This window comes from Chloroflexus islandicus (assembly GCF_001650695.1).
GTDB classification, from domain to species: domain Bacteria; phylum Chloroflexota; class Chloroflexia; order Chloroflexales; family Chloroflexaceae; genus Chloroflexus; species Chloroflexus islandicus.
This window is the reverse complement of record NZ_LWQS01000011.1, coordinates 96,996-121,074: the sequence shown is the minus strand read 5'-3', so window position 1 is coordinate 121,074 and position 24,079 is coordinate 96,996. Positions and strand designations below refer to the sequence as shown.

The following is a 24,079-nucleotide window of genomic DNA, read 5'->3' as shown; positions in this document are numbered from 1 at the left end:
GGCTGCACACGGCGTTGCTCGACGCTGCCGATGATCCTGAGCAGCCGCTTGAGGTGCGGCGGCGGGCGATTGAGGCGGTCGCTGCCGGTAAAGATACGCAATTGCGGGTAGCGGTCGATCAGCATCTTGGAGTGTTCCCAATCGCCGCTACTGTCTTTGAGGCCGAAGAACTGGCCGGGATGGCTATCGAGCAGGCCATCGATGATCGTGGTGGTAATCGGCACGCCGGTCACTTGCGGGATGTGGTAGAGCATCACCCGCGCTTCAGCCGGCAATGCGTCGCAGAGGGCGCGAAAATAGGCCAAGATACCGGTCTCGCTCGGTTGTTTGATATAGAACGGCGGCATTACCAGAATAGCATCAACCCCTAGCTCAATGGCCGCCCGGCTCAGCGTAATCGTATCGGTCAGCGCCGCGCAGCCGGTGCCGGCGATCACGCTCAGCTCGCCGCGATGCTGGAGAATGATTTCCAAGGTGCGGATCCGCTCGGCGACGCTCATTGATGGCCCCTCGCCGGTGGTGCCGAGCGCAAGCACGCCATGTAGGCCACCATCGGCCAGAAATTGCAAATATCCCGGCAGCCATTCATAATCGACCGGGCCGACATCACTGGTAAAGGGGGTGAGCATCGCGCTAATAATGCCCCGAATCTCTGCCATGGCAGTTCCTCCTCCCTGATCATTGCATTTGGTAGAATCTACCACCAATATCATTTTGCGTAAACAAGATATGCGTTGTAGGGATACAGCAGCGCTGTATCCCTACAACCCTACAACGCGCCACATGGTGTAGAATCTATCGGCGGCAAGCAAGCTTATACCAGTGAAGAAGGCGGTTATGAAAGGTCTTGTGCTGAGCGGCGGCAAAGGAACCCGGCTCCGTCCGATTACGTATACTAGCGCCAAGCAACTAGTACCGGTAGCGAATAAGCCGGTTCTCTTCCGGGTGATCGAAGCGATCCGCGATGCCGGCATCACCGACATCGGCATTGTGATCGGCGATACCGGTGACGAGATTCGGGCAGCGGTCGGTAATGGCCGGCGGTGGGGGGTGAAGATTACCTACATCCCGCAAGAAGCGCCGCTGGGATTGGCGCATGCGGTCAAGATTAGCCGCGATTTTCTCGGCGATGACCGGTTTGTGATGTTTTTAGGCGATAACTGCATTCAAGGCGGGATCAGCCCGCTGATCGAGCAGTTTGGGCGGAGTGACTACAACGCGCAGATTGTGTTGAAGAAAGTGGCCGATCCGCGCTCGTTCGGTGTCGCCGAACTCGATGACGATGGGCGGGTGATCCGGCTGGTTGAGAAACCGCGCGAACCGAAGTCGGATCTGGCGCTGGTCGGGATTTACATGTTCGATCACCACGTCTTCGAGGCGGTCGAAGCGATCCGGCCCTCGGCGCGCGGCGAACTGGAGATTACCGATGCCATCCAGTGGCTGGTGAGCAATGGCTACCACGTCTACCCCTACGTTCATGAAGGGTGGTGGATCGATACCGGCAAGAAGGACGATATGCTCGAAGCCAACCGGCTGGTGCTCGAAGAGATGGAGCCGTCGGTGCAGGGGTATGTCGATCGCGATTCGCAGTTGATCGGCAAGGTGATTATCGAGCCGGGGGCCGAGATCATCAACAGCACGATTCGCGGGCCGGCGATTATCGGCGAGCATACGCGGATTGTGAATGCGTATGTGGGGCCGTTTACCTCGATCTACCATCACTGCCATATCGAAGAGTGCGAGATTGAGCATAGCATTGTGCTGGAATACTGCACCATCCGCGGTTTGCCCCACCGTTTGGAAGATAGCCTGATCGGGCGGAATGTGGAGATCGGGCGCAGTCCGTTACGGCCCAAGGCGTACCGGTTGATGTTGGGTGATAATAGTTCGGTAGGGGTGTTGTAGGGGGACAGCATGCTGTCCCCCTACCATCCCGCTGCATCAAGGTGTCCCATAGTATACTGTAAATGGGACACTATGAGGGACAGCACGCTGTACCCCTACCATCCCGTCGCATCAGCATCGTGCTGAGCTTCTTGGCGGCGCATGCGCCAATACTGGGCGGCGAAGCAGATGACGGTCGTGCGATCAAACACTTTCGCATCGATGTCGTTGCGCACATCGAGCGCCTTGTAGAAGTTATCGATATATTTGCGCACGGTGCTCTCGCTCAAATGGCAGTGGCGGGCAAGATGGTCGGGCGTGAAGTGAAGCTGCAAAGCTATTTCGCGCAAGTGGCGCGGCAGACGGTCGAACCGAGGTGCGATTCGTTGCACGGCGGCGCGCAAGCGCAGATCGTCAATCGAGGCCAGAAAGTAGTCTGAAGGGTTCATTGTGGTCTCCTTGGGCGTTCGCTCGGGCCGATGAGCAGCCGTACCCTTGCGCTGAGGCTAGTTTTGGTTGGCTCACTCCAAGGAATGCAACCAATGGCCGAATTTGGCAGCGATTAGCGGACAATGTCGCAACGTCAGCATGCAGGGCAGATGCCGTTGAGCAGTGAGATTTGCGCGCGAACTTACCTTGCCGAGGAGACAGTGATGGCAAGCGCCGCATGCTGGGAGTGGGCGCTATGCCACAGCGGGGCAGCGCACCGCACTCGCTATGCGGCGCGACTATCGCTGGTGAGCGCGGGAGGTGATTGCTTGGATTGCATCGCTGGCTAACTAGCCGCCAGCTTCCGCTCCATTCTCTCCCGGCATCCATCCCGGCGGGATGGGAATGCCAAGGTCGATCATCGCCGCACGGCTGGCGTGATCGACCGGCATCCACGCCACGACCTGCGGATAGAGCTCATCGCTGAGGGTGATAAACAACGAGCGGAAGTTGATGATCTGCCCGGTTGCTGAGCGTATGGTCGAGCGATAGAATGGCGGCGCGGCGTCGCTCGTGGAAGCCGTGTACGCATCGATCGGAGTGTTTTCCCACAGTTCGCTGAAATAGGGTAATTCGCGCCAGCGCGCTACGCGCTCGATATACCATGGCTCGCGTTCACAATAGGCGTTTTGCACCTTGAAGCCGTAGATGTTTCGCTGGGCGAAACGACGCCATTGCTCATGATCAAGGTAGAGCAGGGGATATACCGGTGAACGCGGATCGAAGATCATCTGAATCACGTTGCGCATTTCAACCGGAATAGCCTCATACTCTGTGCGCGTGATACCCGCTAAAGCGAGCAAATGCTCGTTCACATCGAGCACATCCCAATCGCGGTTGATAATGTAGGCCGGCAGCGGAACGAACTGCATAATCTCGCGGGCCACCCGCACGAAGGTTGCTAATGTCTCGCCTGACCGGTACGGTTGGATGGGGTAATGATGGGCGCTGATCAGCAGCCGGTTGCGTTCAGCAAGATCGCATTCTAAGTAATCGGCAATCGCCATCACAATATCGCGTGATGGCGGTTTCTTTAATTTCCCCGACCGCAGAGCCGGGTACGACGAATAGACTTCGCGGAATTGGGTGTAGGTGAAGGTCTTGGGTACCTCGCGCCCGTCGCTCGACGAGCGTTGCGGGCGGATCAGTTCATTACGCCGGCGCTGGCGTAATTCGTCGACCGTCTCGACAAATGCTTGGCAGTCGGGATGCGGGCGGCGTTGGCGGTTCATACTTCCTCTAGACGGCTATCGCCAGTTTCCTTGCGGTGAGCGAAGAACATCTCAAAACAACACTCTAGGCGCTATTCAATCGCATAGCTTGTTCGATTCCTTCTTCATGCCTATACTATAGCGCATGGAACAACCAAAATCTTTGAGCTTTTTTGCGATTGTTTTGCGGTCTTCAGTTTTATGAATCTCGACGCTGAACTCCATGCCTTACGTCGCGAAATCGAGCAATTGCGCGCCGAGGTCAATGCGTTACGCCGTTGCTACGAGCAATGGTGTGCTGAACGACAGCCGGGCCAGTTGTCAGCCGATCGGCGGGCAGCGTTTACCGAGTTGGGGAAAACGCAGTTGAAAACGACGCTCTCGAACGAGCGTCAGCATGGCCATCGCTATCATACGCTGGCCGAACTGGCCGAGGCGATAGGGTTGTCGAATGCGACCCTCAGCCGTAAACTTCACGGCAAAGAACCGCTGCTGCCGGCGGATGTGAAGCGGATTGTGCGCCAATTGTTGATCTGGGGCAGGTTAGATAGCCGCATGCGCCCTCGTCACAGCTTGGACGAGAGGGAGTAGCAGATTTTACGCCGGCTGAATACCAAGAAATCGAGCTTATTCGCGGCTACGAGATCATTCCTTATCCGCAATCGAAGATTGATCGGCTCCGTAATGATTTGAGTACGCAGCAGATTGCCGATCTCGTTGCACGGGTGGGGTATGGCGCCGGGCAGCATACTCCCGACACGCTGATCACATTTATGCGCGAGCGCAAAGAATACGCGCAACTGCGCATGATAGCGCTGGAAGTGTATGTACGGGCGGTGCCGCCGGCGCAATGGCGAGCCGAGGTGTGGAGCGAGTTGTTGCGCGATTTCGATGCTAGTGTGCGTAAGTTTACGTTACGGATGGTGCGGGAGTATCAGGCGTCGATTGCAGAAGATGAACTCTTGTACGTCCTTAACGGCTCGCCCCAAGATGTCGTGCTGTATGCAGTGAAGCTGGCCGGCGATCTGGTGCGGGCGCAGCGGATAGCGCCGGCGTGCCTTGCTATCCCTAATGTTGCGAACCACGGTTACTGGTTGATCCGCTTGCGGGCGATTGAGGCGCTGATAGTGCCTGATCCTACATACAACTGGCCCGATACGATGCGTCTCTTGCCGGCGTTTGCCGGATCGAAATACTGGAAATCGCGCAAGCTGATAGTTGAATATATCAGCGAGCGCTGCCGGCGCGGTTGCTTGACCGGGGCGGATTATGACAGCGCGTTAGGCTTGCTCGAACAGTGGGCGACCGATGGCCGTTCGTCAGATGAGCATGGCAAACGGGCGCGGGCGGCATTGGCGTTGTTGCGCGGTTATGATGATTTGCCAAACAGTTCGCGCCAGACGTCGTAGACGGTATTTTTGGGCGCTCCCAGTTCTTGGGCGGCGCGGCGCACGGCGGCGCTGCCGGTGATGCCTTGGGCGGCGAGTTGGTGTAAGTGGGAGGCGATGGTTTCAGGGGTAGCGCTGGCTGGTTGGGCGCGGAGACGCTGGCGGTCGCGTTTGCGCTCGCTGCCCGGCTCGGCCCCGGCAATGACGATGGTGAATTCGCCGCGGGGCGGGTGGCTGGTAAAGTGGTCGATTAGCTCGGTCGCGGTACCGCGCGCAATCGCCTCGAAGCGTTTGGTGAGGTCGTTGGCGACGGCTAGTTGGCGCTCGCCGAGCGTTGTGGCGATGTCGCGAAGCGCCTCCAGCAAGCGGTGCGGCGTCTCGAAGCAGATGACGGTTAGCGTCAGATCGACGATCGCGCTCAGCAATTCGCGGCGCTCGCGCGGTTGGCGGGGCAGGAAGCCGATGAAAGCAAAGCGGCTGGTGTCCATCCCCGACGCAACTAGCGCTGCCAGTGGCGCGCTAGGGCCGGGGATGGGAGTCACGGTGTGCCCCTCTGCTAGACATGCCTGCACCAGCTCGAGGCCGGGGTCGGCGATCGCGGGTGTGCCAGCATCTGAGACTAGCGCTACGTCACCGGTTTGCAATGCGGCTAGGATCTCGGCGCGCCGGGCCAGTTTGTTGTGTTCGTGGTACGAGATGCATGGTGTCGTGATTTGGTAGTGGTCGAGCAAAATGCGGGTATGGCGGGTGTCTTCGGCGGCGATCAGCCGCGCTTCGCGCAGCACGCGCAGCGCGCGCAAGGTGATGTCTTCGAGATTGCCGATCGGGGTGGCGACGAGATATAACGTGCCCATGATAGTGCTCTCGTATTTTTACCACAGCGGGCGCAGAGGACGCAGAGGGGGGAAAGAGCGCGCCAATGCTCGCGAGAATACCCGTCGTATTTTACCGCAGATGGTGCATTGTGTTCTGCGTCCGCAAGAAGGCCCTCGGGTTTTTACCGCAGGGGCGCGGAGGGCGCAGAGGGGAGAGTAGCATGTTCTCTGCGTCCGCGATAAGGCCCTCGGGTTTTTACCGCCGAGGTCATCAAACGATTATATGCCGAATTGCTGCCGCCAATAATCCAAGACCTCGGCCACGATCTGTTCAATGCCAATTTCGGGCTGCCAGCCGGTGGCTGCGCGCAGTTTGCTGTTGTCGCCTTGTAAAATCGGCTCATCGACCGGGCGCAGGCGGGCGGGATCGACCTGTACCTTCGCCGGCACGCGCCCCATTGCAACCACCATATCGACAATATCGCCGATCCGCACCGCGTGGCCGGAACAGAGGTTATACACCTCGCCGGGGACGCCGTGTTCGAGCAGTAGCCAGAGGGCGCGGGCCACGTCGCGGGTGTGGCTGAAGTCGCGTTTCGGCGCCAGATTGCCCACGTATATCACCGGCGGTTGCCGGCCCGCTTCGATCAAGGCCATCTGGCGGCAGAAGGTCTGGATCGAGCAGCGGTCGCCTTGGCGCGGCCCGACGTGGTTGAACGAGCGGGTGACGACGACGTGCAAGCCGTAGCTGGCGTGATATTGCAACCCGCTCAGCTCGGCGGCGACTTTGCTCACACCGTAGGGGCTGGCCGGGCGGAGCGGGTGATCTTCGCGGATGGGCACATCTTCCGGGCGCACCGGCCCATATTCGGCGCTGGTGCCGGCGATGTGGATGCGGGCATATGGCACGTGGCGGCGGGCCGCTTCGAGCAGGTTGATCGTGCCTTCGACATTGGCCCGCATGGTCACGATCGGTGCATCCCACGAGGCGCTGGGGTAACTTTGCGCGGCAAGGTGGAAGATGCGGTCGGGTCGGGCAGCGGCGATGGCGCGATCAACGGCGAAGGCGTCTTCGATATCGCCTTCGTGGATGGTGATCTTACCCAACAGGTGCTCGATCGGGCGCGGATCGCTGCGCCAGCGTTTGAATGCGTGAATGTCGAGGCTGGGGATGGTCAGCAGGTAATCGGCCAGAAAGCTGCCGACCGGGCCAGTAATGCCGGTGATAAAGACGCGCATAACGCCTCCGTGTTCGTTATCGCCGCTTATCATACCACGTTTGGCTCGGCGCGACTGTGGTATGATCGCGTTGTGATTGATGATGACGGAGCACGCATTATGCCATGGCAAACCGCCCTCGCTCGCCATTACGACCTTCACGGCGCCTTAGCGCCATTGCCGGGCGAATATGATCTTAACTTCCTTGTCACTGCCACTGACGGCGCGCAGTATGTGCTAAAAGTGATGCGACCGCATTGCGATCCGGCGCTGGTAGCGATGCAATGCGCGGCGTTAGAGCATGTGGCCGCGGTCGCGCCTGATCTGCCGGCGCCGCGTTTGGTGCGAGCCGCCAACGGCGAACCGTTTGTGGCCGAGGCTGGCCGGCTGCTCTGGTTGATTACGGCCCTGCCGGGTGAGCTGTTCGCCACCTTTCGCCCGCACCCTGCGGCGTTGCGGGCCGAACTTGGCCGGCAAGCCGCCCGGCTCGATCAGGCGCTGGCCGGTTTTGCCCACCCGATGCTCGATCGCCCGCTGAAGTGGAATTTGTTGCAAGCAGAGTGGGCAATGGCGGAGTTGCCAGCGATTGCCGATGCCGGCCAGCGCCAGCTTGCCGCCGAGGCGCTGGCCGCGTATGCGCAGCTTCACCCGGCGTTGCTCGCCCTGCCGCGTATACCGATCCACAACGACCTCAATGACTACAACCTGCTGGTGACGGCAGATGCGCGCGGCCAATTCACCATCAGCGGTCTGCTCGATTTTGGCGATCTCTGCGCCGCGCCGCGCGTCTGCGAAGTGGCGATCGCCGCGGCGTATGCGATGCTCAACCAACCCGACCCGCTGCGCGCATTGGGGGAGCTGGTCGCCGGCTATCACGCAGTCTGGCCGCTCAGCGCCGCCGAAATCGATCTGATCTGGCCGCTGGTGCGCACCCGGCTGGCGGTGAGCGTGGTGAATGCGGCGCTGATGAAGCAGCAGCGGCCTGATGATCCGTATGTGACGGTTTCGGAAGCGCCGGCGTGGCGGATGTTAGCGGCCACTGCGACCATTGATCCGGCCATCGCCGCGGCCCGTTTGCGCGCTGTCTGCGGCCTGCCGATCAGCGACGCCGCAGCGCGGGTGATGGCGTGGCTAGATACCCAGCGTGGCCGCTTTGCGCCGGTGCTCGGTCGCGATCTGGCCAACGCGCCGGTGGTGAGTGTGGCTGCCGGCGAGACGCCGCTGCCGCAAGACCCGTTTGGACTAACCGAGGCAGAGGCAGCCGTGCTGGCCGGCCCAGCCCAAGCTGAAGTTTGTATTGGCCGTTACGGTGAACCACGCCTGATCTACACTGCGCCAGTGTTTTTTGCCGGATCATCACCGCTGGCCGAACGGCGCACGATTCACCTCGGCGTCGATCTGTTTGCGTCTCCCGGCACGCCGGTCTACGCGCCGCTCGATGGGGTGGTGGTCGCGATCGAGAACTTCTCAGCGCCGCTCGACTACGGCGGGATGGTGGTATTGCAGCATCAGACGCCGGCAGGCGATCCGTTCTACACGCTTTACGGCCATCTTGACCCGATCTGCATAGGCAAGTTAGCGGTTGGCCAACCGCTCGCCGCCGGCCAACTCTTCGCCGCGCTCGGCAGTATGGCCGACAACGGCGGCTGGCAGCCCCACCTCCATTTCCAACTGCTCTTGCACGCCAGCGCGCTGGCTGGCCACTGGCCCAGCGTGGCCGCCCCTGAAGAAGGGGACTGGTGGCAGGCAGTTTGCCCCAATCCAGCGGCGCTGCTCAATTTGCCCGACGCCGCGGCGGCCTACCGCCCACTCGATCCTGCCGGCCTGCTGTGCGAGCGCCGCCGCCATTTCGCCGGCAACCTGCGGCTCAGCTACGCCGAGCCGTGTACGTTGTTGCGCGGCTGGCGCCACTACCTGTTCGACGAATGGGGGAGGGCATACCTCGACGCTTACAACAACGTGCCGCACGTCGGGCATGCGCACCCGCGCCTGCAAGCCGTTGCCGCGCAGCAGTTGCGCATGCTCAACACGAATACGCGCTATCTGCACCCGGCCCAGATCGCCTTTGCCCACGAACTCTTGGCCAAGCTGCCGCCCTCATTGAGCGTCTGCTTCTTCGTCAATTCCGGCTCAGAAGCCAACGAGCTGGCGTTGCGGCTGGCGCGGGCCGCTACCGGCGGACGCGATATGATCACCATCGACCACGGCTACCACGGCCACACTACTGGCGCGATCGACATCTCGGCCTACAAGTTTAACCATCCCGCCGGCAGCGGCAAACCCGATTGGGTGCAAGTCGTGCTGGCGCCCGATCCCTATCGCGGGCCATACGGCAATGACGGCGAACGGTACGCGACGGCCATCGACGCGGCGCTCGAACGGATCGCCGCTCGCGGCGGGAGGCTGGCCGGCTTCATTGCCGAGACCTTTCCTAGCGTGGCCGGGCAAATTATTCCGCCCCCCGGCTATCTGGCCGCGGTCTACCGCCGCATCCGCGCCGCCGGCGGCGTCTGTATCGCCGACGAAGTGCAGACTGGCTTGGGCCGGTTGGGGACGCACTACTGGGCCTTTGAGACCCAAGGTGTTGTGCCCGACATCGTGGTGCTGGGCAAACCGCTGGGCAACGGCCACCCGATTGGCGCGGTGATCACCACCGCCGAGATTGCCCGCGCCTTCGACAACGGGATCGAGTTTTTCTCGACCTTTGGCGGCAGCACGCTGTCGTGCGTGATTGGGCGCGAAGTGCTGCGGATCATTGACGAAGAAGGCTTGATGGCCCACGCGGCCCAGATCGGCGGCGAGCTGTTGGCCGGATTGCGCGACCTGCAACAACGCCATGCCATCATTGGCGATGTACGGGGAATGGGATTATTTATTGGCGTGGAATTAGTGACGGATCGGGCCACGCGCGCGCCGGCCACCGCGGCGGCCAGTTATCTCAAAGAGCGCCTGCGCGCCGAACGAGTCTTGATCGGCACTGAAGGCCCATTTGACAACGTGTTGAAAATCCGCCCGCCGCTGACCTTTGACCGCGCCGCGCTCGAGGTGTTTCTCGACCGGTGCGATGCCATTCTCAGCGAGAGTTTTCTCGCGCGGCAAGGGTGAAGCGGAGGTGAGGCAAGCGTACTTGATCGGCCTCTCATAACCGGCCAAACTATCAAAAATAGGGATGGCAAGAAAGATATTTTGGTATTGACAAAATTTCAACCGATCAGGTATACTCGCCTAGGGTTCGTGACCGTATTGTGCAAAGGGCTGCGCGTGTTGCACCCACGCCAGCCGCCGCTTAGTGCCAGTTAGTGCGCCAAAATGCCGTTTGCAGTACGACAAAGCGAGCAATCAAGTCTGATAAGCGGAGGAGAAGCCATGGATAGCAGTCATAGGCGGCACTCAATCATGGTCGTGGCTTCTTCTTCGTTGCAGGGTGCGCTTTGACCTGCATTGCAGTTCAGATCGATCAACCCCGCCGGTGAAGAAGCTGGCGGGGGAATGTATTTCTCTCTTTGATGCCCCCTCACCATTTTGAGTGCTTCCCTCGCGTCATAACTCATAAACCTGCTAGTTGAGTGCAGATTCGTCATGTTTCGATCTGCAAAAGAGATCATTTTGTCGCAACACCGGTTACGGTTGCGAATAATATCGCGATACAAGCTGCCAAGGGAAAGGAGCTGCCTATGCTGCGCATTACCGAGCCGATGCTCAATCGGGCCGAACGGCGCCGCCGCTTTATCCATGCCTTGCAGCGCGCATGCCAGCGTCACGAGCTGATTGTGCAACTGTACCGGCGGCTCGCCGCGCAAGCGCCCACCGAACAGCACGAGCAGATTCTGCTCAATCTCGCTGCTGCCGAGGCGAACCACCAACAGCGCTATGCGCGCACCTTGCGTCGCCTGCATGCGGCTCCGCTGGTGCAGGTAAGCCTGCTCGATCGGTTGTGGCTCTGGTTGTTGCCGCACTGTGGCCTTGATCTCGCCATGCGCTGGATCACATGGATTGAACGGTGCGATACGAAAGCGGTGCGGGAAGCTGCGCTGCTAGCGGCGGCATTGCCGTCGCACCGCGAGAGAGCGCGATAACTACGGACACACCAACCCGGCATAACGCTAGAGATATGGAGTGCGGTAGTTTGACTACCGCACTCCATACCAAAGGCTGCGATTTGTGCCTTATGTGCTGGATGCGTTTCTGCATGTGGTACGCTTAGACGGGGCGGCTTTCCGGTTACGAAATCACAGGAGCGATGCCATGCTGCAAGAGATCAGCGTTGAGCTGATGCGGATCATGGGGCCGATCGATCTGAATGTCGTTGGGAGATTAATCCTCACCCTGATCCTCTGCGGGTTGATCGGGTTAGAACGCTCAACCCATGAACGGGCCAGCGGTTTTCGTCCGCATATTTTAGTTGGGGTTGGCGCTTGCCTCGTCACCATGGCAGGCGCATACGGATTTACTGAACTGACCGGTGATCGCGATGCGCTGCGAGTCGCCAGCTATGTTGTTTCCGGGATCGGTTTTATGGGTGCGGGAGCTATTTTGCGCCACGGTACGAACGTGCGCGGCCTGACCACCGCCGCGACGCTGTGGGGATCCGCCGGGATTGGCGTCACTGTAGCAACTGGGTTGGGATGGTTAGCGGTGGTCGCCGCCTTGCTGTTTCTCTTCACGCTCATTGTGCTTGAGTGGCTCGAACGGCGCTTGAATTTTGGCGGGCCGGTCAGCCATTTGCGCATTCACCTGCACGACGACGGCAGATCGGTGGGGAAGGCGCTCGATGCGCTGGCGCGTCTTGGCGCTCCGGTCAAGCGGGCCACGGTGCTGCCCGGCGCCGGTTCGGCTGCGTTGCTCGAAGTTGAACTGGTGCGCGCACTCAGCGCCGATCAAGCGCCATTGCTTGCGCGCCAACTGCTCACCTTGAAAAAGTATGTTGCGCAGGTTGAAACTGCCGTTGCCCCGCTGGACGAGCCGGCGGAAGCGACTGAGGGCGAAGAGGCCGAGACTGACGAGCCGGTCGTGCCGCTCAACTTGAGCAACCCAAATGTTTTGCAAGATTTGCAAGAGGCCGAACCGCAGCCGAAAACATCACCTGACGCGGCCAAACAGCGGTAGGGATAGTGCAAGCGTATGTGACGTGCGGCAGTGCAACTGCCGCACGCCATAAATGGCTGCCGGCGTCACAAAAGTCTCCACCAACGCTTCATAGCATCTTCACAATTGCCGGCTATCTTGATGGTGAAACTGGTATCATACAACCCAGTCACAATCTCAGGAGTGAAGCGTATGGAACAACGACGAGTAAACTGGCCGGCATGGCTGGCGCTCGGCATCTCGCTGGTGGCGCTGGTCGTTGCACTAGGCAGTATGGCGATGAGCTGGCGTGCTATGTGGACGGCGTGGGCAATGCCAGGGTGGTCAAACCAGCAGGCGGTTCCCAACCCCCCGCCCGACTGGAAGGAGCGCGGGAAACATGACCAATTCACGCCTCCCGGCTGGCGTAATTGGGGAGAGCGCGGCCAATTTACGCCTCCCGGCTGGCGTAATTGGGGAGAGCGCGGCCAGATGATGCCCGGTATGGGCTACCAAATGCCCAGTATGATGGATAGTAGAGGGTGGTTCGGCGGCTTGCTCAGTCTGGTTGACATCCTGCTCAAATTGGCGGCGTTGGCTTTGCTGATCTGGCTTGGCATCCGCATCTTCCGCCAACGCCAAAACCGGCCGCCAGCGGCTACCCCGCCGGGCACGCCCCCCGCGCCGCCGTTGACCCCCGCCGGGCACGACCCGCGTGTCGAATAGCTAATGGGTGGAGCCGCACGTTCGTGCGGCCCTACCGTATGGCAACCCGGACAAGCCTATGGCACGCACGATTTTGGTGGTTGATGATGAACCCGGTATTGTCAAAATCGCTCGCGATTACCTCGAACGGGCCGGGTTTCAGGTGATCAGCGCCGGTGACGGGCCAACTGCGTTGCGGTTGGCTCGCCAAGAGCGTCCGGCGTTGATCGTGCTTGACCTGATGTTGCCCGGTATGGACGGGCTTGATGTCACGCGCACCTTGCGCCAAGACCCGCTCACAGCGCGGTTGCCGATCATTATGCTCACGGCGCGGGTCGAAGAGACCGATCGGCTGATTGGACTCGAACTTGGCGCTGACGACTACATCACCAAACCCTTCAGTCCGCGTGAGCTGGTGGCGCGGGTGCGCGCGGTGCTGCGCCGGAGCGAAGGCGCATTGCAGCCGGTCAATGTCATCCAAACTGGCGGGTTGGTGATCGACCTTGAACGGCGCACGGTGCGGCGCGACGGCGAGACGATCGAACTCACCGCGACCGAATTCGATCTGCTGGCAGTGTTGGCTAGCGCGCCGGGCCGGCCCTTCACCCGCGCCCAACTGCTCGATCGGGTGTATGATACCGATTACACCGGTTTTGACCGCACGATCGACGCCCACATCAAAAATCTGCGCCGCAAGATCGAGCCTGATCCGAATGGACCGCCGCGTTTGATCTTGACGGTCTATGGCGTTGGTTACAAGTTCGCCGAGAACGAGGAACGCTAAGCCGGCGACGAGACGCGCTGCGTTCTCTACGAGGTTACGTATGCGCCCGCCCCGCCTCTTTAATCTCATGCTCACCGCCTTTGCGCTGGTGATTGTGCTGGGCATTAGCGGCATGGTGCTCTCGTTTTGGCTGGTGACACGCTGGAACGATCCAGATCAAATCCGCTGGATGGAAGCCGAAATGGCGGCGCGAAATCAGGCGATGCAATTAGCTGCGTACTATCAACAGACCGGTTCATGGAGTGGAGTTGAACGGCAATTAGGGCCATTGCCGCAGGGGTTCGGCAAGATTAAAGGCGCCGTTGCGCTGCTCGATGCTAATGGGCGCGTGGTTGCCGGACGTCGCCGGCCTTTCATCGCGCGCGGCAACGAAGCGGTGCGGCGCATTCCAATCGTGGTCAACGATCAACAAGTCGGCACCTTGGTGTTTTCGGTGGTGGATACCGACGAGTCGTTTCCGATAGGCGATCTCAACCGTCGCCCGTTACTCTGGGGGATGCTGGGAGCTGGCGCCGGGTTGATGGCGATCTTGCTGGTAATGGCGGCCATCTTCTCGCGCCGGATTAGTGCGCCATTACGCCAGATCAGCGCCGCTGCGCAAGCAATTGCCAATGGCGACCACAGTAGCCGCGTGCAACCGGCGAATGTGCGCGAATTGGCCGAACTGGCTGAGAGTTTCAACCGCATGACTGCCGCTTTGCAGCAGGCCGATCAGCAGCGTCGCCAACTCACCGCCGATGTGGCCCACGAACTGCGCACGCCGCTGTCGATTATTAAAGGCCGGCTCGAGGGGATTCAAGACGGGGTGTACGAGGCTGACGCCGAGCAGATTGAAGCGTTGCTATCTGAGGTTGCCCTGCTTGAGCGGCTGATCAACGATCTACATCTGCTCGCGCTGGCCGACGCTGGCCAATTGCCGCTCTACCGTGAAACGGTTGCGCCGGCGATGCTAGTGAACGAAGCGGTGCGTTCATTTGCGCAGAGCGCCGCCGAGCGCGCGATTCAACTCACTGCCGAACCAGCCGCCGGGTTGCCCGATATTGATGTTGATCCGCAGCGGATTGCGCAGGTTTTGGGCAACTTGATCAGCAACGCGCTGCGCCACACTCCCGCCGGCGGCGCGGTGCGCGTGACCGTTGCCGCCGAGCCGGATGGCATCGTCTTCAGCGTGGCCGACACCGGCCCCGGCATTGATCCCGCCGACTTGCCGCACATCTTCGACCGCTTCTACCGCGCCGATCGGGCGCGCACGCGCAGCAGCGGCGGCGCCGGCTTGGGCTTGGCGATTGCCCGCCGTTTGGTTGAGGCTCATGGCGGCCAGATTTGGGCCGAAAGCGAGCTAGAGCGCGGTACGACAGTGAGTTTTCGGCTGCCGGCGGGGGTGGATACGCCATCCGTGATGATCGTACACCAACCGGCGATAGTCAATGGGCAACATTAATGCGGTCTATGTTGCCCGCTGTCATTGCGAGCGTCGGGGCCGCGCGTAGCAATCTCCTTTCCTCTGTCATTGCGAGCGGCAGGGGCAGCGTGCGGCGCTGCCCCGAAGCGAAGCAATCTCCCACTGTAGCGCGACACATGCCTAATAGGGAGCGATCGGCATAGCTTATCGTTGGGGTATTGTGTGCTGACCTGTGCTTGATCGCGCCGGATCAGGATGCCGAGCGACCGCATAGCTTATCTTTGGGGTATCGTGTGCGCGATGACTTTGCCTCCAGCGGTCGTTCTCGCCGAAGCAGGAGATTGCTTCGGGAGCTGCGCCCCCTCGCAATGACACTGTTTACCGTTCCGCTGTCCTTGCGAGCGTCGGGGCCGTGCGCAGCGCTGCCCCGGCGCGAAGCAATCTCCCGCGATAGCGCGAGGCATGCCTGATAGGGAGTGCAAGCGTAGCGCAACTGTGCCGCAAATGGTGTTTGCCAGCCAAGGAGTTTTCAAGTATCTTTGGGGCGTGGTTTGAGCGAGTGATTTGCATCCAGTGATTGTTCACGCCGAAGCGGGAGATTGCTTTGGGGGCTGCGCCCCCTCGCAATGACAGCAAGAGTATTGCCTGCGATGGCATGAAACGGCGTCTTATTGCTGAGCGACAGGCCCTATGCCCACCTCGCCTCTTCTCCGCTTTTACCTGCTCGCCTTTGGCCTTGCGTGGCTGGGTTGGATCCCGGCGGCGCTAGGTTCGCGCGGGGTGGCGCCGTTTACGGCGCCGGGATGGCAGGTGCTGCTGATCCTTCCCGCAGTAGCGCCAGCGCTGGCCGCCGGTTGGGTGACGCGGGCAAGCTATGGGCCGGATCGGGCCAATGCCCTGTTTGCGGCGCTGCTCCGATGGCGGGTGGCGCCAATCTGGTATCTGGCGGCGGTTGGCGGGCCAGTGGTGATCGTCGGGTTAGCCAAGGCGCTTGCCACCCTGTTGGGTTGGCCGGATGAGCTGCCGGCGCCGCAGGGCGAACGGGTCGCGGCGGCGATCGCTGCCCTGATCAGCTCGCTCTTGGCTAACCCGTGGGAAGAGGTGGGTTGGCGCGGGTTTGCCCTGCCGCACTGGCAGCAACGCTACTCTGCGCTGGCAGCCACCGTGATCGTGGGCGGGTTGTGGGGGCTATGGCATTTACCGATCTTTTTCTGGATCGGCAATCCGATGGCGAATTACCCATTTTTCCCGTGGTTAGCGGGCACCATCGCCGGCGCGGTGATCTACACGTGGCTCTACAACAGCGCCGCCGGTAGTCTGTTGCCGGTAACGCTGTTTCACGTCGCGTTCAACACGGCGGCAACGGCGATCGGCGGGTCGATTGCGGCCTTGGCCGTGGCCCAAATCCTGATCGCACTGGCCATCATCATCGCTACGGGGCCGGCCCAGCTCGCGCGGCGCGAACGGGTGCGCTGGCAGGGGTGAGCGCTCGTGTGGAGTGCGGCAGTCCAACTGCCGCATTCCACTTTGGTCAGGGTGTTCCGGAGTAATAACCCGCCGTATCGGCGACCGCTTTCATCACCATTGAGCATCGCCACACCGCATACTTCCCCAGTTGCCCATCTACAACGCAATCTCAATGATTCCGCATCAGATTGCGGTGTATACTGAAAGCAAGCTCCTTCTTGCCTCCCCTTTCGGTGCTGTGCCTAGCGCTGGGGCAGCCTCCGCCAACGCTTTCCGCGAAGCGATTGGCCGGTCTTGCCTGCTCTACCATCTTGCTAGCGATAGAAAGGAGGGCCTATGACCACTCCGCCAACTCAATTCACTGCCAACCAACTGTGGCATAGCGAGTCGCCAGAATATGTGACGGCAGCGCTGGGAAGCCATGAACATCACGGTCTCAGCGCCAGCGAAGCAGCACGCCGGCTCAAACAGTACGGGCCGAACGTGATCACCGCCAAAGGCGGCAAAAGCCCGCTGGTGCGCTTCCTGTTGCAGTTTCATAATCCGTTGCTCTACATTTTGTTGGTTGCCAGCTTCATCACGCTGTTGCTCAAAGACCCGGTTGACGCCGCGATTATCTTTGGCGCGGTGTTGGTGAACGTCATTCTTGGCTATATCCAAGAGAGCCGGGCCGAAAAGGCGATCGAGGCGCTGGCCCGCGCGATGAAGATGGAAGCGACAGTGGTGCGCGATGGCAAGACGATGCGCATCTCTGCCGCCGAACTGGTTCCCGGCGATGTGGTGATCTTGCATAGCGGCGATCGTGTACCTGCCGATCTGCGTCTGATCCGCACCCGTGATCTGCAAATCGCCGAAGCGGCGCTGACCGGCGAGTCGGTGCCGGTGAGCAAAGATGCCCACGCCGCCATCGAACCCGATACCGCGTTGGCCGACCGGGTGACGATGGCATACGCCTCGACGCTGGTGACATACGGGCAAGGGATGGGGATTGTGGTTGCGACTGGCAATCAGACCGAAGTAGGGCGCATCTCGCAGCTCATCGCCAGTGCGCACGATTTGCAAACGCCGCTGACCCGCAAGATCGCTGAGTTCAGCCGGCTCTTGCTCTTCGTCATCCTCGGCTTTGCCGCCTTGACGATGGTGCTTGGCTTTATGCGCGGCCAGCCGTTGATCGACTCGCTGATTGCCGCGATTGCACTCGCGGTCAGCGCGATCCCCGAAGGGTTGCCTGCTGCGGTCACGGTGACGCTGGCGATCGGCGTGGTGCGCATGGCGCGCCGGCAAGCGATCATTCGCAAGTTGCCAGCGGTTGAGACGCTGGGCAGCACGACCGTGATCTGCTCGGATAAGACTGGCACGCTGACCCAAAACCAGATGACCGTGCAGCGGATTGTGGCCGGCGGCGAATCGTTTGCCACCACCGGTTCAGGCTACCAACCGGAGGGCGAAATCACGCTGCACGGTGCGCCGGTGGCGGTGGCGGCGCATCCGGCGTTGGCGGAATGCCTGCGGGCCGGCCTGCTCTGCAACGATAGCCAACTGGTTGAGGAAGCAGGGCGCTGGGATGTGAACGGCGATCCAACCGAAGGCGCGCTGTTAGTTGCCGCATACAAAGCCGGCATCCGCCAAGAGCACTGGCTGCCGCGACTCGACAGCATCCCCTTTGAGTCGGAACATCAGTACATGGCGACGCTCCACGATGCCGGCCCCGATCGCGAGCGGGTGGTCTACCTGAAAGGTTCGGTTGAGGCTGTCTTGGCGCGCTGCGCGACGATGCTCGACGCTGCCGGCAAGCAGGCGCCGTGCGATGCAGCCGCGATCCAACGCGCGGCTGAGGCGTTGGCCGGGCAGGGGTTGCGCGTGCTGGCGTTTGCTCGCGGTTATTTGCCCCCCGGCACGACTACCATCTCTCACCACGATGTGATGAGCGGGTTGACCTTCCTCGGCCTGCAAGGCATGGTCGATCCGCCGCGTCCCGAAGCGATCACCGCCGTGCGGGCCTGCCAAGAGGCTGGCATCAAGGTCAAGATGATCACCGGCGATCATGCCCTCACCGCGGCGGCGATTGCCGAGCAGATCGGGCTAGAGCGAGGGCGCAGGCCAGCGGTGCTCACCGGTCGCGAGCTTGAAAACCTCACGGACGAGGAACTCAGCGCTGCCGCTGAGTACACGACCGTCTTTGCCCGCGTGACTCCCGAACAGAAGCTACGGCTGGTGCAGGCGCTGCAAGCGCGCGGCCATATCGTGGCGATGACCGGTGATGGCGTCAACGACGCGCCGGCGCTCAAGCAGGCCGACATTGGCATTGCGATGGGTCTGATGGGCACCGATGTGGCCCGCGAGGCGGCGGATATGGTGCTGACTGACGACAACTTCGCCACCATCGAAGCCGCGGTGGAGGAGGGTCGCGGCGTATTCGATAACTTGACCAAGATCATTGCGTGGACGCTGCCAACCAACGTCGGCGAAGGGTTAGTCATTCTAGCCGCCATCCTGATCGGGTCGGTCTTGCCGGTCTTGCCGGTGCAAATCCTGTGGGTCAACATGGCCACCGTTGCTGCGTTGGGCCTTGTGTTGGCCGCCGAGCGCAAAGAACCGGGGATCATGCAACGTCCGCCGCGCAAGGTTGACGCCCCGATCCTCGATAGCACCTTGCTCTGGCGCACGCTGGCGGTTGGGTTGCTGATCGTCATCAGCGCCTTTTCGCTGTTTGAATGGGAGTTGCAGGCCGGCGCCGGCCTCGCCGAAGCGCGCACGGTGGCAGTCAACGTGATCGTGATGATTGAACTCTTCTACGTGCTGAACTGCCGTTCGCTCACCCATTCGATGTTCCAGATCGGCGTGTTTAGCAACCGCTGGCTGTTTGTTGGCGTGGGAGTGATGATCCTCTTGCAACTGGCCTTCACGTATCTGCCGTGGATGAACCGGATTATGCAGAGCGCGCCGATCACGCTCGATGCGTGGTGGCGGATTGTTGCGATCGCGTTTATGGGTTATCTCCTCATCGAGCTTGAGAAGTGGCTGCGCCGGCAATATGCCAGTCGCCGCAAGCCGGTGTTTGCGTGAGAGGGATCGACCCTCATCCCCCTGCCCCTTCTCCCACCTGCCGGCGGGAGAAGGGGAGCCGCTGGGTGGGAGGGAAGAGCCACGAAAAGACGCAAGAAGCACAAACATGGTTTGTGCTTCTTGGTGGCTCTTGGTGGCTGCCACCAAGGGGTGGGGGCGTGGGGAAACCCGGCCCTGAAGGGCCGGGCTAGGCTTACGAAGCCCGCTGCGCGGGCTGCTGGCCCTCATCCCCCTGCCCCTTCTCCCACCTGCCGGCGGGAGAAGGGGAGCCGCTGGGTGGGAGGGAAGAGCCACGAAAAGACGCAAGAAGCACAAACCATGTTTGTGCTTCTTGGTGGCTCTTGGTGGCTGCCACCAAGGGGTGGGGGCCACATCCCAGCGGGGGAGGGGTACCCAAAACCCTCTGCGCTCTTTGCGCCTTTGCGTTTGAACCTCTGCGCCTTTGCCTGCTTGGCGTCTTTGCGTTGACTGCCTTGGCCTAGCCAGTGGGATGGGCCGGGGGTGGGGCCAAATCACGCTCTACTCATGGTATACTACCTACAACAAGGTTCGGACTCGCTGCAAAATCTCCTTGATCTTTTCGTAAGTACGTGGTATCATTGTCTTTCGCGATCTATAAGATGCGCGCCGACAAGCGTGAGTAGCACGATGGCAGGATGTCCCCGTGCGGGGCGGAACGAATATTGAACAGCGAACGAGACGTGTGCCAGTCTGCCGGTAACCCGCTGAAGGGAGAGCGGCAGGACGGCTGTTTCTGTTTTTTTGACGAAACTGGTTGCCACGGAGCGCCGTGAGCCCACCTACTAAGTGATAGAGGAGAGGTGCGTATGCCCCCGTTGATTGAGAGCGTGGTCCTTCAGCCGCTGATCGCCCCGATCGACCCGGGCGCCGATGGTCGCCGGTCGCGCCGGATCGAGCGCCGTTCCTTTGCCCGGATTAAGGACGCGATTGATCTGCCGTTGCTGATCGAAACCCAACTCAAGAGTTTTGAATGGTTCAAACGCGAGGGGCTGCGCGAACTCTTCGATGAGATCTCGCCGATTACCGATTTTACCGGTAAGAATCTTGAGCTCCACTTTCGCGATTATACCTTCGGCGAGCCGCGCTACGACGAGTTCGAGTGCCGTGAACGCGATCTGACCTACGCCGCGCCGTTGCGAGTGCGGGTGGAATTGCGCATTCTCACCACCGGCGAAATTAAGGAGTCTGAAATCTTTCTCGGCGACTTCCCGATGATGACCGATAACGGCACCTTTGTCTACAACGGGGCCGAACGGGTGGTGGTGTCGCAGTTGATCCGCTCGCCCGGCGTCTATTTCAAAGATGAGAAGGATCCGACCAGCGGCCGTTCGTTGCATACGGCCAAGCTGATCCCGAACCGTGGCGCATGGCTTGAATTCGAGACCAATAAGCGCGATGTGATTAGCGTCAAGGTTGATCGCAAGCGCAAGATTCCAGTCACGATTCTGCTGCGCGCGATTAGCGCATGGCTGGCCGAAGAAGATGGCAGCGGGCGCTGGGCGCCAGACAATGAGTTGGATAAGTATGGGCACAACGAGCAGATGATCGAGCTGTTCCGCCATGTTGATACGGTGGCCGAGCACCCGTATATTCAGGCGACGCTCGATAAGGATCCGTCGCGCAACGCGAAAGAGGCGCTGCTTGAGCTGTACAAGCGCTTGCGCCCCGGCGATCCGCCGACGCTTGAGAATGCGCGTTCGTTGATCGAGTCGCTGCTGTTTAGCCCGCGCCGCTACGATCTGGCGAAGGTGGGCCGCTATAAGTTGAACAAGAACCTCTGGGAGCGCGATGCACGCCGTGATGGCGCGAAGGCGCCCGATCTGAGCGTGCGCGTGCTGCTGCCGCGCGATATCTTCCGCATTGTCGAGCAGATGATTTTGCTCAACAATGGCTACGGTCGCCCCGATGACATTGACCATCTCGGCAATCGCCGCGTGCGCACCGTCGGCGAGCTGATCCAGCAGCAATTCCGGGTTGGCCTGCTGCGCCTCGAGCGCGTGGTCAAAGAGCGCATGTCGCTGCAAGAGCCGGCCAGTGCGACGCCGAATGGTCTGGTGAATATTCGGCCAGTGGTGGCGGCGATGCGCGAGTTCTTCGGCGGTTCGCAGTTGAGCCAGTTTATGGATCAGACCAATCCGCTGGCGGAGCTGACCAATAAGCGCCGCTTGTCAGCTCTCGGCCCCGGCGGTCTCTCGCGCGATCGGGCCGGCTTTGAAGTACGCGACGTGCATCACTCGCACTATGGCCGTATCTGCCCGGTTGAGACGCCGGAAGGCCCGAACATCGGTCTGATCGGCACGATGTCCACCTTCGCCCGCGTCAACGAAATGGGCTTCCTTGAGACGCCGTACCGCAAGGTGTATAACAGCGTCGATAACGCGCAGGTCTGGAAAGAGAAGGGCGTGTTGCTGCGCGATGTGCGCGATCTGCGCACCGGCGAGCTGATTGCGGCGAAGGGCACGCGGGTGGATGACCAGATTGCCCGCCAGATCACGATCGGGCTGCTGCGCGGCCAGATTCTGCGCGAGGATATTGTCGATCCCGATACCGACGAGGTGATCGCCGAGGCTGGCACCGAAATTAATCGCGCCTTGGCCGAGCGGATTGTCTCGTTGCCGATTAAGCATATCAAGATCCGCCCGGTGGTGTCGCAAGAGGTCGATTACCTGAGCGCCGATGAGGAAGACCGCTTTGTGATCGTGCAGGCCAATGCGCCGCTCGATGAGCACAATCGCTTCCTCGAAACGACCGTCTCGTGCCGCTTCGGCGAGGATTTCGTCACCGAGCGGGTTGAGCGGGTGGATTATATGGACGTGTCGCCCAAGCAGGTGGTGAGCGTCTCGACCTCGCTCATCCCCTTCCTTGAGCACGATGACGCTAACCGCGCCCTGATGGGATCGAACATGCAGCGGCAGGCGGTGCCGTTGCTGCGGCCCGATGCACCGATCGTCGGCACCGGGATGGAGTACCGCGCCGCCCGCGATAGCGGTCAGGTGGTGGTCGCGCGCCGTGATGGCGTCGTGCTGAGCGCCACTAGCAGCCGGATCGTGGTGGAAGAGGATGACGGCACCCAGACCGAGTATCGCTTGCGCAAGTTTATGCGCAGCAACCAAGACACCTGTATCAACCAGCGTCCGGCAGTGGTGCGCGGGCAGCGGGTGCGGGCCGGTGAGGTGATCGCCGATAGCTCGAGCACCGATCAGGGTGAGTTGGCTCTCGGCCAAAATGTGCTGGTGGCCTATATGCCGTGGGAAGGCGGTAACTTCGAGGACGCGATCCTTGTCAGCGAGCGGCTGGTGCGCGAAGATATCTTTACCTCGATCCACATCGAGAAGTATGAGGTGGAGGCGCGCGATACCAAGCTCGGCCCCGAAGAGATTACCCGCGACATTCCCAACGTCGGCCAAGAGAGCCTGCGCAATCTCGATGAGCGCGGCATTATCTACATCGGCGCCGAGGTGCAGCCCAACGATATCTTGGTCGGTAAGATTACGCCGAAGGGCGAGACTGATCTGACGGCGGAAGAGCGGCTGCTGCGCGCGATCTTCGGCGAGAAGGCGCGTGAGGTGAAGGATAGCTCGCTACGGGTGCCCAATGGCGTGCGCGGCAAGGTGATCGATGTCAAGGTCTTCTCGCGCAGCGAGGGCGCTGAGCTGCCGGTCGGCGTCAATCAGACTGTGCGCGTGTTGCTCTGCCAGAAGCGCAAGATCAGCGCCGGCGACAAGATGGCCGGTCGCCACGGCAACAAGGGTGTGGTGTCGCGGGTGCTGCCGATCGAGGATATGCCCTTCTTGCCCGATGGCCGGCCGGTGGACATCATCCTTAACCCGATCGGTGTGCCGTCGCGTATGAATATCGGCCAGATTCTCGAAACCCACCTTGGTTGGGCCGCTGCCCGCCTTGGCTTCCGCGTCGCCACGCCGGTGTTCGATGGCGCGCACGAGGAACAGATCAAAGACCTGCTGGTGCAGGCCGGCTTGCCCGCCGACGGCAAGGTGACGCTCTACGACGGGCGCACCGGCGAGAAGTTCGATCATCCGGTGACGGTCGGCTATGCCTATATGCTCAAGCTGGCCCACCTTGTCGAAGATAAGATCCATGCCCGTTCGACCGGCCCCTACAGCCTCGTGACCCAGCAACCGCTCGGCGGTAAGGCCCAGTTCGGCGGCCAGCGCTTCGGTGAGATGGAAGTTTGGGCGTTGGAGGCATACGGGGCGGCCTACACCTTGCAAGAGATGTTGACGGTGAAATCCGACGATGTGGTTGGCCGCGTCAAGACCTACGAGGCGATCGTGAAGGGCGAGCCGATCCAAGAGGCTGGCGTGCCCGAAAGCTTCAAGGTGCTGATCAAGGAGCTGCAAAGCCTTGGTCTCAGCGTCGAGGTGTTGAGCGCCGATGAGAAGCCGGTTGAGCTGAGCGATGACCTCGACAGCGACATCGGCGCGCTCGAAGGTATCAACCTGAGCGGCATGGAGCGCGGCGAGTTCTAACCACGACCCCATCCGGGCGGCGGTATTCCCCGTCGCCCGGCCACGCCGAACAAAACGGATCTGACCCAATAGCTG

17 protein-coding genes are annotated in these 24,079 nt (G+C 61.0%); 12 read left to right on the top strand and 5 right to left on the bottom strand.

Annotation, left to right across the window (positions count from 1 at the left end; translation table 11 throughout):
• On the bottom strand, positions 1-659 hold a 659-nt coding region (locus A6A03_RS00485; RefSeq protein WP_156525226.1), incomplete at its 3' end, for a dihydrodipicolinate synthase family protein.
• Between the two features lie 178 nt (positions 660-837).
• Between A6A03_RS00485 and A6A03_RS00480 the strand changes: the two genes are divergently transcribed.
• Positions 838-1,905: a glucose-1-phosphate thymidylyltransferase gene (locus A6A03_RS00480; RefSeq protein WP_066782513.1), complete on the top strand. Its 1,068-nt coding sequence runs from the start codon at positions 838-840 to the stop codon at positions 1,903-1,905.
• 95 nt (positions 1,906-2,000) lie between these two features.
• Here A6A03_RS00480 and A6A03_RS00475 read toward each other — a convergent pair whose 3' ends face one another.
• Together A6A03_RS00475 and A6A03_RS00470 are read right to left on the bottom strand one after the other, a co-directional pair.
• The gene (locus A6A03_RS00475) at positions 2,001-2,333 is read right to left on the bottom strand and encodes a helix-turn-helix domain-containing protein (protein ID WP_066782512.1); all 333 of its coding nucleotides are present in this window, start codon (positions 2,331-2,333) and stop codon (positions 2,001-2,003) included.
• A gap of 330 nt (positions 2,334-2,663) precedes the next feature.
• Complete coding sequence (locus A6A03_RS00470) at positions 2,664-3,605, bottom strand: MmyB family transcriptional regulator (RefSeq protein WP_066782510.1); 942 nt, start codon at positions 3,603-3,605, stop codon at positions 2,664-2,666.
• A gap of 180 nt (positions 3,606-3,785) precedes the next feature.
• On the opposite strand from A6A03_RS00470, the gene A6A03_RS00465 reads away from it, so the two are divergent.
• On the top strand, positions 3,786-4,175 hold the full coding sequence (locus A6A03_RS00465) for a hypothetical protein (RefSeq protein ID WP_066782508.1): 390 nt from the start codon (positions 3,786-3,788) through the stop codon (positions 4,173-4,175).
• Between the two features lie 98 nt (positions 4,176-4,273).
• Complete coding sequence (locus A6A03_RS00460) at positions 4,274-4,993, top strand: hypothetical protein (protein WP_066782506.1); 720 nt, start codon at positions 4,274-4,276, stop codon at positions 4,991-4,993.
• Here A6A03_RS00460 and rsmI read toward each other — a convergent pair.
• Together rsmI and A6A03_RS00450 are read right to left on the bottom strand one after the other, a co-directional pair.
• Entirely contained in the window at positions 4,954-5,826 is an 873-nt protein-coding gene (rsmI, locus tag A6A03_RS00455; RefSeq protein ID WP_066782504.1) for a 16S rRNA (cytidine(1402)-2'-O)-methyltransferase, read from the bottom strand. The genes A6A03_RS00460 and rsmI overlap by 40 nt on opposite strands.
• Positions 5,827-6,066: 240 nt before the next feature.
• Positions 6,067-7,026: a GDP-mannose 4,6-dehydratase gene (locus A6A03_RS00450; protein WP_066782502.1), complete on the bottom strand. Its 960-nt coding sequence runs from the start codon at positions 7,024-7,026 to the stop codon at positions 6,067-6,069.
• Positions 7,027-7,125: 99 nt separating this feature from the next.
• On the opposite strand from A6A03_RS00450, the gene A6A03_RS00445 reads away from it, so the two are divergent.
• The 9 genes from A6A03_RS00445 (at position 7,126) to rpoB (ending at position 24,004) form a co-directional block, all read left to right on the top strand.
• Positions 7,126-10,110, top strand: coding sequence for an aminotransferase class III-fold pyridoxal phosphate-dependent enzyme (locus A6A03_RS00445; protein ID WP_066782525.1), 2,985 nt, complete (start codon positions 7,126-7,128; stop codon positions 10,108-10,110).
• Between the two features lie 569 nt (positions 10,111-10,679).
• Positions 10,680-11,081, top strand: coding sequence for a hypothetical protein (locus tag A6A03_RS00440; RefSeq protein ID WP_245668741.1), 402 nt, complete (start codon positions 10,680-10,682; stop codon positions 11,079-11,081).
• A gap of 169 nt (positions 11,082-11,250) precedes the next feature.
• Positions 11,251-12,111, top strand: a complete 861-nt coding sequence (locus tag A6A03_RS00435; protein WP_066782500.1) for an MgtC/SapB family protein — start codon at positions 11,251-11,253, stop codon at positions 12,109-12,111.
• A 171-nt stretch (positions 12,112-12,282) separates the two neighbouring features.
• On the top strand, positions 12,283-12,795 hold the full coding sequence (locus A6A03_RS00430; RefSeq protein WP_066782496.1) for a hypothetical protein: 513 nt from the start codon (positions 12,283-12,285) through the stop codon (positions 12,793-12,795).
• 58 nt (positions 12,796-12,853) lie between these two features.
• Positions 12,854-13,558: a response regulator transcription factor gene (locus A6A03_RS00425; RefSeq protein WP_066782494.1), complete on the top strand. Its 705-nt coding sequence runs from the start codon at positions 12,854-12,856 to the stop codon at positions 13,556-13,558.
• A gap of 40 nt (positions 13,559-13,598) precedes the next feature.
• Positions 13,599-14,999 carry a sensor histidine kinase gene (locus A6A03_RS00420; RefSeq protein WP_066782492.1) on the top strand — a complete coding sequence of 467 codons (1,401 nt, stop codon included), beginning with the start codon at positions 13,599-13,601 and terminating at the stop codon, positions 14,997-14,999.
• Between the two features lie 651 nt (positions 15,000-15,650).
• Complete coding sequence (locus A6A03_RS00415; RefSeq protein ID WP_066782490.1) at positions 15,651-16,445, top strand: CPBP family intramembrane glutamic endopeptidase; 795 nt, start codon at positions 15,651-15,653, stop codon at positions 16,443-16,445.
• Between the two features lie 318 nt (positions 16,446-16,763).
• Positions 16,764-19,493 carry a cation-translocating P-type ATPase gene (locus tag A6A03_RS00410; RefSeq protein WP_066782488.1) on the top strand — a complete coding sequence of 910 codons (2,730 nt, stop codon included), beginning with the start codon at positions 16,764-16,766 and terminating at the stop codon, positions 19,491-19,493.
• A gap of 827 nt (positions 19,494-20,320) precedes the next feature.
• Complete coding sequence (gene rpoB, locus A6A03_RS00405; protein WP_066782486.1) at positions 20,321-24,004, top strand: DNA-directed RNA polymerase subunit beta; 3,684 nt, start codon at positions 20,321-20,323, stop codon at positions 24,002-24,004.
• Positions 24,005-24,079: the final 75 nt, after the last annotated feature.